We start from the raw sequence: 15,547 nt of genomic DNA, 5'->3' as shown, positions 1-15,547 counted from the left end.
CTGAACTGTAGACATAAAAAAAACGGGTAACCCGAAAGTTACCCGTTTCATTTTTACTGCTAAGGAAAAGTGATTATTCCATATTAGCGTGTCTGTATCGCATTTCTTCTTCTGGAATACCTTTCTCATGGATAAGATGAGAAACGATGGCTTCCAAGAAAATCAATGTCGATAATTCAAACATAGTACCCATAGGCATGCCCTTAGTAGGAGCAAAGCTATCATCGTTACCAATTTGAATTGTTTTGTCCGCTATATCACCAATCGTTGAACTTGCTTTTGAGCAGATTAATACTACTTTAGCGTTCTCTGATTTAGCTTTGTTCGCGAATGAAACCAACTGAGTTGTTTCACCTGAACCTGAGATAACGATTAATAAATCGCCTTCACGGATGCTAGGTGTGCTGATTTCACCTTGAACGTATACGGTGTAACCACTATGCATCAACCTCATACCCAGGAAGTTACCAACAAGACGTGAACGTCCGGCACCTGTAATGAAGATGCGTTTAGCATCATCACACATAGCAACGAATTCAGCTTCAAGAGAACTGTCAGTAGCCCCTAAAATATCAGTGATTTTGTTTACAACTAGATCACGATGCATTGTCATTTTTCTAATCCTTATGCTGCGTCAACTAATGCACGCAGTTCTTTTGCAGATTCAGCTGGAGATGGAGCGCCGTAGATAGCCGCACCAACAACAACGATGTCAGCACCAGCTTGAACTGTGCTTTGGATTGTATCTTTGTTGATACCACCAGCAACAGAAACTTTAACGTTCAGACCTAAACCAGCGATAGTTTTCAGATCTTCAAAAGGTGTTTGACCCGCAGCTTGTGCGTCAAGACCAGTGTGAACACCGATGATGTGTGCACCGTTAGCAGCAGCTTCTTTAGCTACAGCAGCTTTATCTTCAACACCGATTAAATCGATTTGAGCTTCAGCGTTGTTAGCGTTAGCTGCTTTGATAACGCCTTTCATTGTAGCCATGTCAGAAGCACCTAAAACTGTAGTGATGTCACCACCAGCTTCAAAGAAAGGAGTTGCTTCGTATTCACCAGCGTCCATTGTTTTCAGGTCAACCAGAATTTTTTTGTCTGGGTGAGCTGCTTTCAATGCTTTAACCAGTTTCAGACCGTTGTATTTAATACAAGGTGTACCGATTTCAAGGATATCGACATATGGCGCTACTTGTTCAGCCAGAGCCATTGTTGCGTCAAAGTCCAATGAGTCAAGAGCCATTTGGATTTCAGCCATGTTACATACTCCTAATTTATAGTAAAAATTATTGTTATCACGCTTGCTTAGGTGAAGCGGGACTATATGCAGAAATCAGTGACAAGTCAATTTCACTGACCCTGCTGCATTCGGGCCCACTCACAAATGGAGTGGGCTGAATACGGGGAAATTTAATTCTGATGAATTAGCTTTCCAGTTCTGCAAGACGGTTAGCCAGCAACTCTTCAAGAGTTTCAAGTGCTTTAGCAAAACCATCAATACCTTCTTGTAACTTTTCAGTCGCCATGCGATCTGCTGCGTGCATAGCTTTGAATGTTTCTTCTGTCATATCGATGCGTTCAACATCTGATGCTTTGGCATCTTCAACATTTAACTTACGTGGTAAGTCACCTTCAGTTGAGTGTAATTCGTCCAGTAAAGCAGGAGAAATAGTCAGAAGATCAACACCTGCTAATTCAGTGATTTCACCAACGTTACGGAAGCTCGCACCCATTACTTCAGTTTCTAAACCAAATTTCTTGAAGTAGTTGTAGATTTGAGTAACAGAAACAACACCTGGATCTTCTGCAGGTTCATAAGAATCACGACCAGTGTCTTTTTTGTACCAGTCAAGAATACGACCTACGAAAGGTGAAATCAGTTGGATACCATTTTCACCACAAGCAACAGCTTGGTGCAGACCAAATACCAGAGTCAGGTTAGTGTGAATACCTTCTTCTTCCAGTACTTTAGCAGCCATAACACCTTCCCAGGTTGCTGCGATTTTGATCAGGATACGCTCACGTGAAACACCAGCTGCTTCGTATTGAGCAATCAGGTCACGGCCTTTAGCAATGGTCGCTTCGGTGTCAAAAGACAGACGAGCATCAACTTCTGTAGATACACGACCTGGAACGATATCCAGAATTTTCAGACCAAATGAAACTGCTAAACGATCAAATGCGAGTGAAACCACTTCTGATGCAGGCGCGTCAGCACCTAATGTTTCACGAGCTGCTTTCAATGTGTCATCAACAATACCTTGGTATTGTGGCATTTGAGCTGCAGCAGTAATCAGTGAAGGGTTAGTTGTAGCATCACGAGGTGTAAATTTTTCGATAGCTTGAATATCACCAGTATCGGCGACAACAACGGTCATTTCCTTAAGCTGATCAAGTAAAGTAGCCATGTTTCGTACCTTTAATTTTTAAGTTAAAAATTAACAGCCATCGCATCTAACGCTGACTGTATGGTTGATTTTATTGATTATTATGTCGGCAAAGCCGGGATGTTGCCCGGCTTTGCCATAAATCTTTAGTGTGTAAGGTCAGGTTTAACCTTTGTTTTGAATATAACGTTCAACACCTGTCATTGGTTTTGCTTGTGCTTTGTTACGGATATATTGCTCAACACCTGTTAACACTTTTACAGATGTGGTTTTATTTCTAATATATTTTTCAACACCAGTCAGTTTTGAACCGCTATTTACTTGGTTTCTGATATAGCGTTCAACACCTGTCAAACCATCATTTGCTGTTTTTGCTGCTGGGCTTTGCTTAGCGCTGCTGGTTGGAGCAGGACTAGGACTTGATGAAAACAGGCTTTTAAAAAATCCACAAACTGATGCAAAGAAACCTTTATCACTCATAATATTATACCCCTGTTACATTTTAACCCCATCTGCCCAACATTAACGAGGTTGGTGCAACGGGTAAATTACTATTTTAGATTAATCGTGGCAAGTCGGAAAAACTCAAGCAAAAATGCCAGAAGTCGACATGCAATACGATTAATCCGTTTGAATTTGAGATTGGTCAATTAAAATCATAATTATTATCAATGACCAATAACCACTATCTTACCTGATTATTTAAATTAATAAATTAATCAGGTGAGCATGAAAAAAAACGAGTGGTCAACGACCACTCGTTTCATTTTCTGCTTAACGCAATGCTAGTGCTTATGCTGCGTCAACTAAAGCACGTAATTCTTTAGCTGCTTCAGCTGGAGAATCCGCACCGTAGATTGCTGCACCAACAACAACAATTGTCGCGCCAGCGCGAACAGTGTCTTGAATAGTGTTTTTGTTCAAACCACCAGCAACTGAAATGCGAACACCTAAGTTTAAGCTAGCGATGTCTTTCAGATCAGCGAATGGTGTTTGACCTGCTGCTTGAGCGTCAAGACCAGTGTGAACACCGATGATTTGAGCACCGTTACGAGCTGCTTCAGTTGCAACTGCTTTTTTGTCTTTAACACTGATTAAGTCGATTTGAGCTTCAGCGTTGTTAGCGTTAGCTGCTTTGATTACGCCGCCCATTGTCGCTTTGTCAGAAACACCTAATACTGTACAGATGTCAGCACCTGCTTCGTAGAATGGAGTTGCTTCGTATTCACCAGCGTCCATTGTTTTCAGGTCAACCAGGATCAGGTTGTTAGGGAATTTGCTTTTCAGTGCAGTAACCAGTTCAAGACCGTTGTACTTGATGCATGGTGTACCAATTTCTAAGATATCGACGTAAGGAGCAACTTGCTCTGCAAGTGCGATTGTTTGATCGAAATCCAGAGAATCCAGTGCCATTTGAATAAGTGCTTTTGCCATGCTGACATGCTCCTAATTAATTTAATTTATGAGTTATTACGTTGAAAATACGCTCGCAGACTATAAAGCAGATCAACAGATGCTGTCAATTTTTGACTCAATCTCGACATTTATCATCATTTTTATTACTAGACACAATGATTTGCAGTATGCGACTCTCTGTGACCAGATTATATAGTTGCGAGGATATATTTTGAATACAGAATCTGCGGTCTATTTAGATAACGTGGCTGGTCTAATTATCGATATGGATGGGGTGCTATGGCATGGTAATAAAGCGATGCCCGGATTAGAGGACTTTTTTCAGTTACTCAGGGAAAAGAAGCTACCTTTTGTATTAGCGACGAACAATGCCAGTTTGACTCAGCAGCAATATATCGAAAAGTTATCCTCAATGAATATTGAGGTCGAGGCTAAGGAAATTCTGACTTCCAGTATGGCCACGGTAAGTTATTTATGCGAACACTTACCCGCTGATAAAAAACGTGTATTTGTTATTGGTGAAGACGGGTTAAAACAACCCTTATTGGAAAATGACTTTGTACTGACCGATTTGTATGAAGTAGACCAGCCTGAAAAAGGAATCACGGGTCGAACAGCGGATATTGTTGTATCCGGACTTGACCGCACATTAACGTGGGATAAGTTGGCAACAGCGACATTAAATATTAATGCAGGCGCGGCTTTTTATGCGACAAATTCGGACTCCACTTTGCCTACCGAGCTTGGTGAAGTGATGGGTAATGGTGGCGTGTTAGCAGCGCTGGAGTCAGTCACCGGCGTGAAACCGATATCTATTGGTAAGCCCGAACCTATCTTGTATGAACAGGCATTAAAAATTTTAGGCACGACAAAAGACACCACCATTGCCATTGGTGACCGTCTTAATACCGATATTCTGGGAGCCGTTAATGCGGGAATCCGCAGCGTGCTGGTTTTAACCGGCGTGTCTTCGGCTGAGGATGTTAAGCAGGTTGATTATGAGCCAACATGGATTTTGGATGATTTGGCAGCATTAACAAAAGCCCTGGAAAATTAAAGAAAACAAAAAAGGAAGCGAGAGATGAAAAAATTGATTAATGGTGTGGAAAGTGTTCTTGAAGAAAGTTTGAATGGTTTTGCCAGAGCGCATAGCAATATTATTCAACTCAATCATCAGCCCCATTATGTCACTCGAAAAAATAAGCCTGAAAACAAAGTGGCTTTAATCTCTGGCGGTGGCGCTGGCCATGAACCATTGCATACTGGGTTGGTGGGAAAAGGCATGTTAGATGCCGCTTGTCCTGGGCAAGTATTTACCTCTCCAACACCCGACCAAATGCTGATGGCGGCACAAGAAGTGGAAAATGGCGCGGGTGTTTTATTTATCGTTAAAAATTATGCTGGCGATGTGATGAACTTTGAGATTGCCGCTGAAATGTTGGATTGTCCACACGAAACGGTTCTGGTGAATGATGATGTGTCTTTACCAAAGGATCACAGTACCGGACGCCGAGGTGTGGCTGGCACGTTGATTGTTGAAAAAATCGTGGGTGCTGCAGCAGAAGCCGGCGCAGATTTAGCTGCCTGTAAACAGCTTGGTGACAAAGTCGTCAATTCAACTGCCTCAATGGGAGTGGCTTTGACCAGTTGTACCGTGCCAGCGTTAGGACAGCCTACATTTGATATCTCGGATAATGAAGTCGAAATGGGCGTTGGCATCCATGGAGAACGAGGTAGAGAAGTCATGAGCCTGACTACAGCTGATGATCTTGTTCAGATACTCGCTAAAGCGATTGATGAGGAGTTAAAACCAACAAAAGATCAACGCGTTTTACTGCATATCAATGGTTTTGGTGCGACACCATTAATGGAGCTTTATCTGGTTTATGATTTGGCGGCACAGTTTTTTGAAGAGCGTGGTATAAAAATTGTTCGATCACTGGTGGGAAATTACACTACGTCACTGGATATGGCGGGTTGCTCAATTACCTTAACGCTGATGGACGATGAAATGCTGCAATATTGGGATGCCCCTGTTCATACTGCAGCATTACGTTGGGGGATTTAGGTTTTGCTGAGTTCGTCAGCAATAACACAGAGAATTAACTGAGAAGTTCTGGCGCCTGCGTCGATGTGGCCGCGGGCACGCTCACCCAAAAATGATGCTCTTCCCTTGGTTGCCAGCATATCTCTGGTCGATTGCATGCCTTGTCTAGCGGCAGTTTTAATATTGTTTAAAACAGTCGTTTTATCTGCATTTTGTTCGGCATCATTTTGCAATGATTGCATCACTGGAATCAGGGTATCCAGCATGGTTTTTTCACCGATATCGGCCTTACCTCGGGCTTTTATCGATTCAACACCTGCCGAATAAATATCTGTGATTCCATTTAGATCCAGTTCCTGCTCTTTGGCCGCTTTTCCCATACTGACAAACATTGAGCCGAGTAAAGAACCTGAGGCTCCGCCCATGGTGGACATGAGTGTCATGCCAATTTTCATCAAGGCGGCTGACCAATCAAGCTGAACCAGTTCATCATTCAGTTTAGCAACAGCTTCAAGTCCACGTAACAGATTGGTGACATGGTCACCATCACCTATTGCACGATCCAGTGCAGAGATTTCTGCTTCATTGTTAATAATTTCAGATTGAATCGCTGCGATGAGCGGCGGGAGAAAGCTTGTATCAGTCATGTTTTGGCCAGTGATTTTATTGCAAAATATAAAACTACTTAATCCATAGCATTCGGTCAACTGACAACGAGAGTAATAATGGCTTTAAGTTTGTTTGGGCGGTAGAGGGTGGATCGGGGGAATAATATCGGCGTTCAATAATAGTCGGCCGTAGACAACACCGCGTAGCGTAATCATTTTGTCAGCGATCATGTTCAGTCGATTAGCTGGACCTTGTACCAGAATGACTGAAAGTGTATTGGTATGGGTTAAATTGACATTGAGATTGCTAATCACTTCATCAATATATTCATATTGGAGATCATGGAGACGCTTCTGCAAACCTGGCACTGAATGGTTATAAACCAGATTAACCGTACCCGTCATCACGGTATCGCCTTGTTGAGCACGGTGCTCATTAATTTGTAAGTTGATCATGTCACAAATCGCTTGAGAGCGACTTTCAAAACCACGCTTGCTGACCATCTCATCCAAACCTTCTAACAGGCTTTCTGGTAAGGATATGCTTATACGGCTGACTTTTTCTTTGCTCATACGAACTCCTGGCGTATGTCATCATTATTGTTTAGTGATATAAGGCTATCACCCCAGTTTTTGGCCGGGGTGATACCTTGCTCTGTCTAAAATAAATGACTGTAGCGTTCAACTTCCCATGCGCTAACCACCGTGTGATATTCATTCCACTCGGCTTGTTTATAGCGAATAAACTCGTTTCTCAACTCACTACCTAATACTTCTTCTACAAAGGGATCGGCAGCGAATGCCTGAATCGCTTCGTCAAGCGTTCTTGGTAAGAACTGAATACCTAATTCTTCACGTTCGGCTTCGGTTAATTCATACAAATTACGTTCCTGAGGTTTGCCAGGATCAAGCCCTTCTTTGATGCCTTCCAGGCCAGCAGCTAAAACTAAGGCAGCTGCAAGGTATGGATTGACAGCGCCATCCGCATTTCGAGATTCACAACGGCCACCACCCATAGGAACGCGAACCGAATTAGTGCGGTTATTTGAACCAAATGAGTTAAAGACCGGTGCCCAAGTGAAGTAAGGCATATCACCTTGGCGAACCAAACGTTTGTATGAATTCACTGTGGGGGCAAACACTGCACACAAAGCAGGACCATGTTTTAAAACACCGGCGATGAATTGATAACCTAATTTGGTTAATCCCAAGCCGTGCTCATCTTCTTCAGGTTTACACTGGAACAGATTGGCTCCTGTTTCCAGATCATAAAGCGACATATTGAAGTGGGCGCCCGTGCCTGTTTTGTTCGAGAAAGGTTTAGGCATGAATGTGGCTAACAGATCTTCCTGTTTGGCATATTCTTTTGCCATCATCTTCAAGAAAGTAAAGCGGTCGCAACTGGTAATGGCATCAGCATAGTTGAAATCGAACTCGAACTGAGCGTTGGCATCTTCATGATCGAAGGAATAAAGTCCCCAACCGAGATCATCAATGCTGGTGGCCATTTTATCTAACCAACTGAAATTACTTAAAAAAGCACGAGTGTCGTAACATGGCTTTTTCAATTTATCATCAGGATCTGGAACGGATAAAGTCCCGTCGGCATTTTTCTTCACCAGATAAACTTCTGCTTCAATACCCAGATTCATGCCATAACCCAGCTCTTTTGCTTGCTCGAGTACCGACTTAAGTAACACACGAGTACTCAGCATATAGGGCTTTTTGTAAAGCGTATTATCGGCTGGCATCCAGGCTATTTCAGGCTGCCATGGCATTTGTATGATGTGATCAAGATCCGGCACAGAAGCGATTTCATCGTCATTAGGTTGTTGTCCCAAGCCATCTACGGCATAACCGGTGTAGAGTTCTGAACCATGCGCCATATGATGTAAATGAGAGAGTGGCACGACTTTACCCTTAGGAACACCGTGGATATCCACATAGGTACCCATGCAGTATTTCACGCCTTTGCTTTTTAACTCTTCTTGTATTTTTTTGATTTCATCATCAGTTTTGATGTTAATCATGAGATTACCCTTCTTTGGTTAACGGTTTATAAGAGAGACTGGTGGTAGCTTTGATCAAGCGGCGGTTGTTCCTTAATTGCTCTCATCACCAGTTGAGATAAGTCTTCACACATCCATGAAAAAAGTGCTTCACCATCCGCTTTGGTTGCTGTGGATGGTTTGCCTGTCACACCATTTAAACTGGTGCGATTGACAGGGTGGCTGAATACGCAGCCATCGGTTCGGTCCGGATCGTCTGCATCGAGTAATTTATCTTCACGCACTAACTCCGGATGTAAAGCCATCATCAAAGCTGTTTCAGCCTGATTGGCATGCCAGTCTTCCGCATCGTCATGATGGGCTTTACGTACCCGTTCTGAAATTTGAGCGGTATGCACAAGGCCGATCATTAAGTCGTCATGACGTGCTCTGAGCATTTCCAGCGCACAGCGAAGCGGTGCAGCATTGGTCACATGGCCATTGATAAGTAACAGCCGTTTAATACCTGAAGACGCCACCCAATCACCGATATCTGAAATAACATCAATCAGTGTTTTAGGATTAAGCGCCATGGTGCCGGGCCAGCGTTTTGAGTGGCCGATTGAGCAACCATAGGGTTGTGTCGGTAGTAAAATGACAGACGTCTGTTTCGCTACTTCTTTACACAAGGTGTCAGCAATGGCTGAGTCCATACCGCAACCCATATGTGGTCCATGCTGTTCAGTTGCGCCAACTGGAAGTAAAGCCGTATCCACGCCACTTTTGACAGCTTCTGCGACTTCTTCCCAGGTCATTTGTGCTAATTCATACATTAGAAAACACTCCCAACTTCATCATTTACCGGCACCATGCGAACAAGATTCAGATGATCGTCATCATCATCCTGTTTAGGCGGATGAATCAGTTCTTCCAGTCGTTTTTTAGTGGCGATAAATTCTGGTGATAAAAATTGTTCTGGATGACGTGGTTGGGGCACAGCGACTTCAATGATTTCTTGTACTTCACCAGGATTGGCTTTCAGTACCAGAATGCGATCAGCGAGATAAATAGCTTCATCCAGATCGTGGGTAATGAAAAATACCGTGACATCAATGTTTTTCCATATCTCCATCAGGTATGCCTGCATTTTGCTGCGTGTTTGTGCATCTAGTGCACCGAACGGTTCATCCATTAACAAGACTTTGGGTTTATTGGCTAATGCTCTAGCAATGGCCACCCGTTGCTTCATACCGCCAGAGAGTTGATGTGGATAGCTGTTCTCAAAGCGTGACAAGCCAATTAACTCGATCCACTGTCTGGCCTCCGCTTCTGCAGTGCCTTTGTCATAGCCAGACTCAATCAGGCCAAACATGATGTTTTTCTTGACGGTTAGCCATGGGAACAAGGTATAACCCTGGAATACCATGCCTCGCTCTGGACCGGGTTTATCAACCACTTTTCCATCCAGTCTTACCTCGCCTTCCGTAGCTTGTTCAAGGCCCGCCAAAATACGAATTAAAGTCGATTTACCACAGCCTGATGGTCCGATGACACAGACAAATTCACGTTTATGGATAGTCAGGTTAATATCTTTAAGGGCAGTAACAGTGCCATGTCGGCTTTGGAATGTTTTGCTTAATCCAGCAACTTCCATCGTTACCGGACGCTTTTTGATGCGGACGAAACGATCCCGGACAGCCTCTGACTGAATGCGATAATCAGGTAAGTTTGATTCACTCATCTCGTGCTCCTAATTTGCTTTTTGCCATGGGAAGAGACGACGTCCAAACCAGGCGAGTAATAAGTCAATGGTGAGGCCCAAGATGCCGATCATCATGATGGCGGCAAACACATTGTCGAAGTTTTTGTAACGGGCTTGCTGGGTGATAAACCAGGTGATGCCTGAGCTGGTACCGATCAATTCAGCCACAATCAGATAAGTCCAGGCCCAGCCCAGCAGAATGCGAGTATCCCGATACAGATCCGGCAAAATGCCTGGCAATACAATTCGAAATAGCATGGAGCGATTATTAGCTCCCAAGGTTTGGCCTGCTTCAAGTAAAGCCGGGTCCAGCTTACGGGTGGTATTGGCCACGATCAGTACTTGTTGAAAAAAGGTACCGATAAAAATAATCGCTATTTTTGGGGCCTGATAAATCCCTAGAATCGCCACCGCTAAGGCACCAAAAGCCGGTGCAGGTAAATAGCGAAAGAATTCAATAAAAGGCTCGAATAAACGAGAGAAAAAGTCATAGGTGCCAGCCAGGATGCCTAACGGTATGCCAATGATGGACGACAAAAGAAAGCCATAAAAAATAACCTGAATACTGCTCCATAGACTTTCATGTAGCCAGAGTTCACTGCTACGTTTAGGTTCAGTTGTAAATGACGTATAGAAAGCACGGAGTACTTCATGAGGTGCAGGCAAATAAATAGGGTTGGCCGGTTTGCCCTCAGGTATGGCTTTCCCCGCTGCAGAAGCTTTGTCACGTTCGGCATTAAAAACCATTTTATCGACCAACATACCTTCACGGAAATAGTTCACTGATCCTGGAGTGGTGATTTCTACTTCCGGATGCCAGATGAACGGTACATAACTGACCAGACACCAGATAAGAATAGGTAATATAAAACTGCTGATAGTCACCAACTTACGACTACGTGGTTCAAGCGGTTTATTAACTGAAAAGAGTGACATAAACAGTACCTTTGCTATTTTCAGACAACACGATCCCCTGCCTGGTCATGACATAAAAAATCAGGAGGAGAGAGGTACCGACAGAAATGCCGGTACCCGTTAACGGTTTACTCGCCTAATAAAAGGGATGGATCAATATAATTTTCGACAGTCTGTTTATCTGCATAGACTTTATTGTCGACATTAAACTTATCTGCAATTTCAGTTGAGCCATACAAAGAACCAAAACCATCCGCTTTTTTCATAAAGGCTTGTGCTTCTTCTTTAGTCAAAATTTTTGTGCCGTCGATAAAGGCTTTATAAACCTCAGGTTCGACACCAACTCGTGCGGCCATGATGCTGATCGCATCATCACGTGTTTTAGGATCATTTAAGTAATCAATTGCCATATACCAGGCATCAATGACTTTTTTCCATTCATCTTTGTGAGCAGCTAAGCTTGATGGTGATACCGCGAGCACATCGTAGATAAGGCCTGGTTCATCAGCGCTGGTGTAAATCGGTTTAGAGCCCGGAACAAGTTGCAAAGCTTGGCCTGAGCTCGGTTGCCATGCACCCACTGCATCGACTTGACCCGATGCCAACACTTGTGGCGTCTCATTCGTTGGGACATTAACTAATTCAACATCACTCTCAGTCATGCCCGCTTTTTCTAACCCATTAAGTAATAATAAGTGATCAACAAAACCTAGTTCGACACCGACTTTTTTACCTTTCAGATCGGTGATGGAGTTAATGCCGGGCGCGCCAACAATCATATCGTTGCCATTGCTGTAATCATTAATCAAAATCATCACATTCTGTGCACCAGTTGCGCCTGTTACCAGAGCATCACCATTGGTCATGGTGACCGCATCTAACTGACCTGCAGCAAAAGCATCCATACTGGCCACATAATCAAACCATTCAAATTGCACATCCACGCCGACTTTTTCGAACATGTGCTTTTCAATAGCAATTTCCCAAGCAACCCAGCCTGGCCAGTCACTGTAGCCAATTTTCAATGGTTCAGCGTTAGCATTTCCTGCGAGTAAGAAACCTGCAAAAAGAGAGAGAAATAGTCTTTTTTTCATTTTTAGATACCCCGGTTAGTATTACGATTTACCAATTTGGTAATACTGACGGTTGCACTATGTATGCCAGCAGGTGGGGGCAGGGATGTAAGAGAAGAAAATTGGCTTATTGATGAATTAATAAAAATGACTGGATAAGCCCGATAGAAGGTGCTTTACGAATGGATAACAGTGTATTAAAAGAATAAAAGGATGATTGGATACTGTTAATTTTTTTATTTTGAAGGCGATGCAAAAAGAAGGTTGGTTTTATTCTTTTGCACTAAAAAGAATCATCAGCGCATCAATAAGCCCCAAAATTGGGCGAGTTAATCTTCATCTGATGAAGTTAATAGCCCGAATACCCCAGCAGAAATAGGGAAGGATGTATTGAATAATAAGAATGATAGCGATAAAAAAAGCCCCAACCCGAAGGTTGAAGCTCTTTTATTAAGCTTTGAATCAATTCAATTGAATTGTTTCAGATTAGCTTACCAGCTGATGAAACCACCCAGAGATAATACATCAACTTCATCATCAGAAGACTGAACGTGGTATTCAGTTTCCATTTTTGAGTATTCAGCAACCAGTTTCAGGTTAGCTGTTACATCATGATAAATACCAACAGTTGTCATTTTGTTTTTATCAAGGTCAGCTACTGTACCGAAATCTGTGTTAGAGCTGTCTCTATCAAGTGTTGATTCACCGTATGATGCTGCAACAAAAGTTTGACCACCGAAACGGTAACCTAACTGTGCATAGTAACCATCACCATCACGTTCGACATTATCAGCACTAAATGCACCCAGACCAAGACCACCAATACCTTGGCCTTCATTGTCGTAGTATGAAGCTACTGCTTCAAAACCACCCAAGATTAATTGACCACCAACAGTGTAGGCATCTGTGTCACGGTCGGACACACCATTCACTTTAACTTTTTGAGTCATGCCATCTAACCACAGTTTCATAGAACCGCCATCAAATGCTGTTGCATAACTTAAAGATGCTTCATAACGAGCCTTTTTTTCATAAGCAGTGCTGTCATAATCAGCTGGTTGTAATAAATCATCACCATCAGCTACAGCTACAGCTACTTTAAAGCCGTTCATATCTGGCGTGGTATAACGAATTTGTGAACGCCAGTTGGCATAGTCATAACCCCAACCGATACGACCTAATGACGTTTGTCCAGTGTTTTGATTACCAGCTGCAGTAACACCGGTTGCACCAACACCGTATAAAGTTTGGTCTAACAGGATGTTATTCGCAGCGTAAAGACCTAAGCCTTTACCTAACATGACTTGACCGAAAGAACCATCAACAGTGGCGAACGCTTCACGTTGCTCCATCGAGCCGTCACCTTCCAAAGCACCGTCTGGATAGCTGCCATTGTTAGTTGATGGCGAGATTGAAACACGTGCTGCCACTTTAAGGCCATTGATTTCAGGCATTGCCACGTTAAAACCAAAGAATGTAGGTAACAGACCGTTAGCTACTTGTTGGTTATCTTGGTCAAATGCACCACCAGCGCTGTCTTGGTCGCTAGCGATAAAGAATTGGTTGATGTTACCGTCAACGCTGAATTCGTAGCCGTTTTCACCACCGACAACGATTGTCGCGTTAGCTGCACCAGCAGCTGTTAATGCTGCTGCACCGACTAATGTAGCCAGTGTTGATTTTTTTAATAATTTCATTCTGTTTCACCTTCTAATTGTTAACAGATTACTTTAAGTCTCTCTCGTAACCGGAGTTTGTCTCGGTTGTTAGCTATTTTGCATATAAAAAAATCTATTGCAACACTTTTACAACAATTTTTTTTATTTTGACGAGAAAATCACATTTCTGTGTTTTTTTTACCACAGATATTCTGATATCTGTTAACGAATGTATTGATGCATTGCGGTCTGAGGGGCTGGGTATAAAACGATAATTTGTTGTGGAAAATATACAACAGAAATAACAGGCAATAAAAAACCCAGCTTCTTTTCAGAAATCTGGGTTCTTTAGAATTCATGGTGGCTCGACCTGGAATCGAACCAGGGACACAGGGATTTTCAATCCCTTGCTCTACCAACTGAGCTATCGAGCCGATAAGGGTGCGTATTAAACCCTCTGGCAGTAATGATGTCAAGGGGAAATCATCATTAATTCTATTCCGGACTTGTCCGGTGAAGAGGGGCATGCTCTAATGACCAGCTATTTTTATTGATTATTCAATGGATAACTGAATGTCGGCATCAAGTAAAAAGTGGTTCTGGTCGTTGATAATTCTGGCTGCTCTTACGTTTATTGTAGTGGGGTTTTTATCGGATACATCCTGGACTGAGCGATTTAAAACGTTTATTTCCAGTCAGCACCAGGCGGATAGTGATGACGACGATGATGCGATTGAACAAGACGATGATGTAAATCGACCTCTGATTGTCAAACTAGACGAGGAAACAGCTCCTTATACTGGTATTGAAACGCTTAAGCTGACTAAGAGCTTATTGTTCCCTGAATTTAAAGCCTATGCCGAAGTGGTGGATATTCGTGAGCTGATTCAGTGGCGCTCACGACTCAATCAGCTTCGTTCGGCTGTCACTATCGCGAAGGTGACTGAAAATGCAGATCGACTCGAGTGGGAAAGGTTGAAAAAGTTGGCTAAGGGCACTGGTAGTGTAGCCAGTAAAAATGTGATTTATGCAGAAACTAGTTGGCGTGAGGCAAAAGCCAATCTCGAGTCTGCGGAGTTTCAGCTGGAAGATGCGAAAACAGAGCTTATTCAAAGTTGGGGCGAATCCATAGCTAACTGGGTCATGGATAAATCGTCCAAAGAGCTGGAGAGACTAATCAATCGTCATGACACATTATTGATGGTAACTCTGCCGATGGAATCGTCTTTACCAGCCGATGTGAATGTGATTCGGGTTTCACGTGCGGGGGATCGTGCATCAGCAAGAAAAGCCTATTTCGTTTCTCCAGCCTATATCAGTGCAAAACAAATCCAGGGTGAAACCTATTACTTCCGGATTGCGACCGGCAAGCTTCGTCTCGGGATGCGCTTGGATGCCTGGATTCCGGAAAATAGTGATCCTGATTCTGGTTTCCATATTCCGAATGAAGCGATCGTCTGGTATTCAGGGCAACCGTGGGCGTATATCCAATTGGATGACACCAGCTATAAACGCATTCCTTTGAGTGATGGCAAGCTGGTCGCTGGAGGCATTTTTATTCAGGATGAGTTTGAAGAAGGAAATCAACTGGTGATTTCAGGCGCACAAATGTTGTTATCCGAAGAGTTCCGCTGGCAGATTCATGATGAGGACGATGATGATTAAACACGTCTTCTCTAATTGTCTGCTGA

At 43.1% G+C, this 15,547-nt stretch carries 16 protein-coding genes and 1 tRNA gene; 3 read left to right on the top strand and 14 right to left on the bottom strand.

From position 1 onward, the window contains the following. Positions 1–73: 73 nt before the first annotated feature. The 5 genes from hxlB to hxlA (B2248_RS04395) form a co-directional block, all read right to left on the bottom strand. Entirely contained in the window at positions 74–613 is a 540-nt protein-coding gene (gene hxlB, locus B2248_RS04415) for a 6-phospho-3-hexuloisomerase (RefSeq protein ID WP_007147030.1), read from the bottom strand. Positions 614–624: 11 nt separating this feature from the next. Next, entirely contained in the window at positions 625–1,260 is a 636-nt protein-coding gene (hxlA, locus tag B2248_RS04410; RefSeq protein WP_007147029.1) for a 3-hexulose-6-phosphate synthase, read from the bottom strand. 166 nt (positions 1,261–1,426) lie between these two features. Continuing rightward, positions 1,427–2,410, bottom strand: coding sequence for a transaldolase (locus B2248_RS04405; RefSeq protein WP_273178579.1), 984 nt, complete (start codon positions 2,408–2,410; stop codon positions 1,427–1,429). Positions 2,411–2,554: 144 nt separating this feature from the next. After that, complete coding sequence (locus tag B2248_RS04400; RefSeq protein WP_273178581.1) at positions 2,555–2,869, bottom strand: hypothetical protein; 315 nt, start codon at positions 2,867–2,869, stop codon at positions 2,555–2,557. Positions 2,870–3,181: 312 nt separating this feature from the next. Beyond that, positions 3,182–3,823: a 3-hexulose-6-phosphate synthase gene (hxlA, locus tag B2248_RS04395; RefSeq protein WP_007147026.1), complete on the bottom strand. Its 642-nt coding sequence runs from the start codon at positions 3,821–3,823 to the stop codon at positions 3,182–3,184. A gap of 193 nt (positions 3,824–4,016) precedes the next feature. On the opposite strand from hxlA (B2248_RS04395), the gene B2248_RS04390 reads away from it, so the two are divergent. Together B2248_RS04390 and dhaK are read left to right on the top strand one after the other, a co-directional pair. Continuing rightward, positions 4,017–4,862 carry an HAD-IIA family hydrolase gene (locus B2248_RS04390; protein WP_273178583.1) on the top strand — a complete coding sequence of 282 codons (846 nt, stop codon included), beginning with the start codon at positions 4,017–4,019 and terminating at the stop codon, positions 4,860–4,862. Positions 4,863–4,886: 24 nt separating this feature from the next. Then, positions 4,887–5,873 carry a dihydroxyacetone kinase subunit DhaK gene (gene dhaK, locus B2248_RS04385; RefSeq protein ID WP_273178585.1) on the top strand — a complete coding sequence of 329 codons (987 nt, stop codon included), beginning with the start codon at positions 4,887–4,889 and terminating at the stop codon, positions 5,871–5,873. On the opposite strand, the gene dhaL is transcribed toward dhaK, so the two are convergent. From dhaL to B2248_RS04340, 9 genes are all read right to left on the bottom strand, one after another. Further along, the gene (gene dhaL / locus B2248_RS04380) at positions 5,870–6,499 is read right to left on the bottom strand and encodes a dihydroxyacetone kinase subunit DhaL (protein ID WP_273178587.1); all 630 of its coding nucleotides are present in this window, start codon (positions 6,497–6,499) and stop codon (positions 5,870–5,872) included. The two genes, dhaK and dhaL, sit on opposite strands and share 4 nt — an antisense overlap. Before the next feature lie 84 nt (positions 6,500–6,583). After that, positions 6,584–7,033, bottom strand: a complete 450-nt coding sequence (nikR, locus tag B2248_RS04375; RefSeq protein ID WP_007147022.1) for a nickel-responsive transcriptional regulator NikR — start codon at positions 7,031–7,033, stop codon at positions 6,584–6,586. An 86-nt stretch (positions 7,034–7,119) separates the two neighbouring features. Beyond that, positions 7,120–8,490: a type III glutamate--ammonia ligase gene (gene glnT / locus B2248_RS04370; protein WP_273178589.1), complete on the bottom strand. Its 1,371-nt coding sequence runs from the start codon at positions 8,488–8,490 to the stop codon at positions 7,120–7,122. A gap of 26 nt (positions 8,491–8,516) precedes the next feature. Beyond that, on the bottom strand, positions 8,517–9,281 hold the full coding sequence (locus B2248_RS04365) for a creatininase family protein (RefSeq protein ID WP_273178590.1): 765 nt from the start codon (positions 9,279–9,281) through the stop codon (positions 8,517–8,519). Next, positions 9,281–10,189, bottom strand: a complete 909-nt coding sequence (locus tag B2248_RS04360; protein ID WP_273178592.1) for an ABC transporter ATP-binding protein — start codon at positions 10,187–10,189, stop codon at positions 9,281–9,283. Before B2248_RS04360 ends, B2248_RS04365 begins: the two co-directional genes overlap by 1 nt. Positions 10,190–10,198: 9 nt before the next feature. Continuing rightward, a complete protein-coding gene (locus B2248_RS04355) occupies positions 10,199–11,146 on the bottom strand; it encodes an ABC transporter permease (RefSeq protein WP_273178594.1) in 948 nt (315 codons plus the stop codon). A 107-nt stretch (positions 11,147–11,253) separates the two neighbouring features. Next, positions 11,254–12,219 (bottom strand): ABC transporter substrate-binding protein, encoded by a 966-nt coding sequence (locus B2248_RS04350; RefSeq protein ID WP_273178595.1) that lies wholly within the window; start codon positions 12,217–12,219, stop codon positions 11,254–11,256. 470 nt (positions 12,220–12,689) lie between these two features. Next, on the bottom strand, positions 12,690–13,895 hold the full coding sequence (locus tag B2248_RS04345; RefSeq protein ID WP_273178597.1) for a porin: 1,206 nt from the start codon (positions 13,893–13,895) through the stop codon (positions 12,690–12,692). 319 nt (positions 13,896–14,214) lie between these two features. Beyond that, positions 14,215–14,290 (bottom strand) — tRNA-Phe (locus tag B2248_RS04340). A 139-nt stretch (positions 14,291–14,429) separates the two neighbouring features. Here B2248_RS04340 and B2248_RS04335 point away from each other — a divergent pair. Next, on the top strand, positions 14,430–15,521 hold the full coding sequence (locus B2248_RS04335; RefSeq protein ID WP_273178599.1) for a hypothetical protein: 1,092 nt from the start codon (positions 14,430–14,432) through the stop codon (positions 15,519–15,521). The last annotated feature ends 26 nt before the right edge of the window (positions 15,522–15,547 follow it).

Origin of the sequence: Methylophaga sp. UBA2012, from assembly GCF_002335235.1 — a bacterium.
Classification (GTDB): Bacteria; Pseudomonadota; Gammaproteobacteria; order Nitrosococcales; family Methylophagaceae; genus Methylophaga; species Methylophaga thalassica.
The sequence above is the reverse complement of the archived record's forward strand: the minus strand, read 5'-3'. Positions and strand labels throughout refer to the sequence as shown.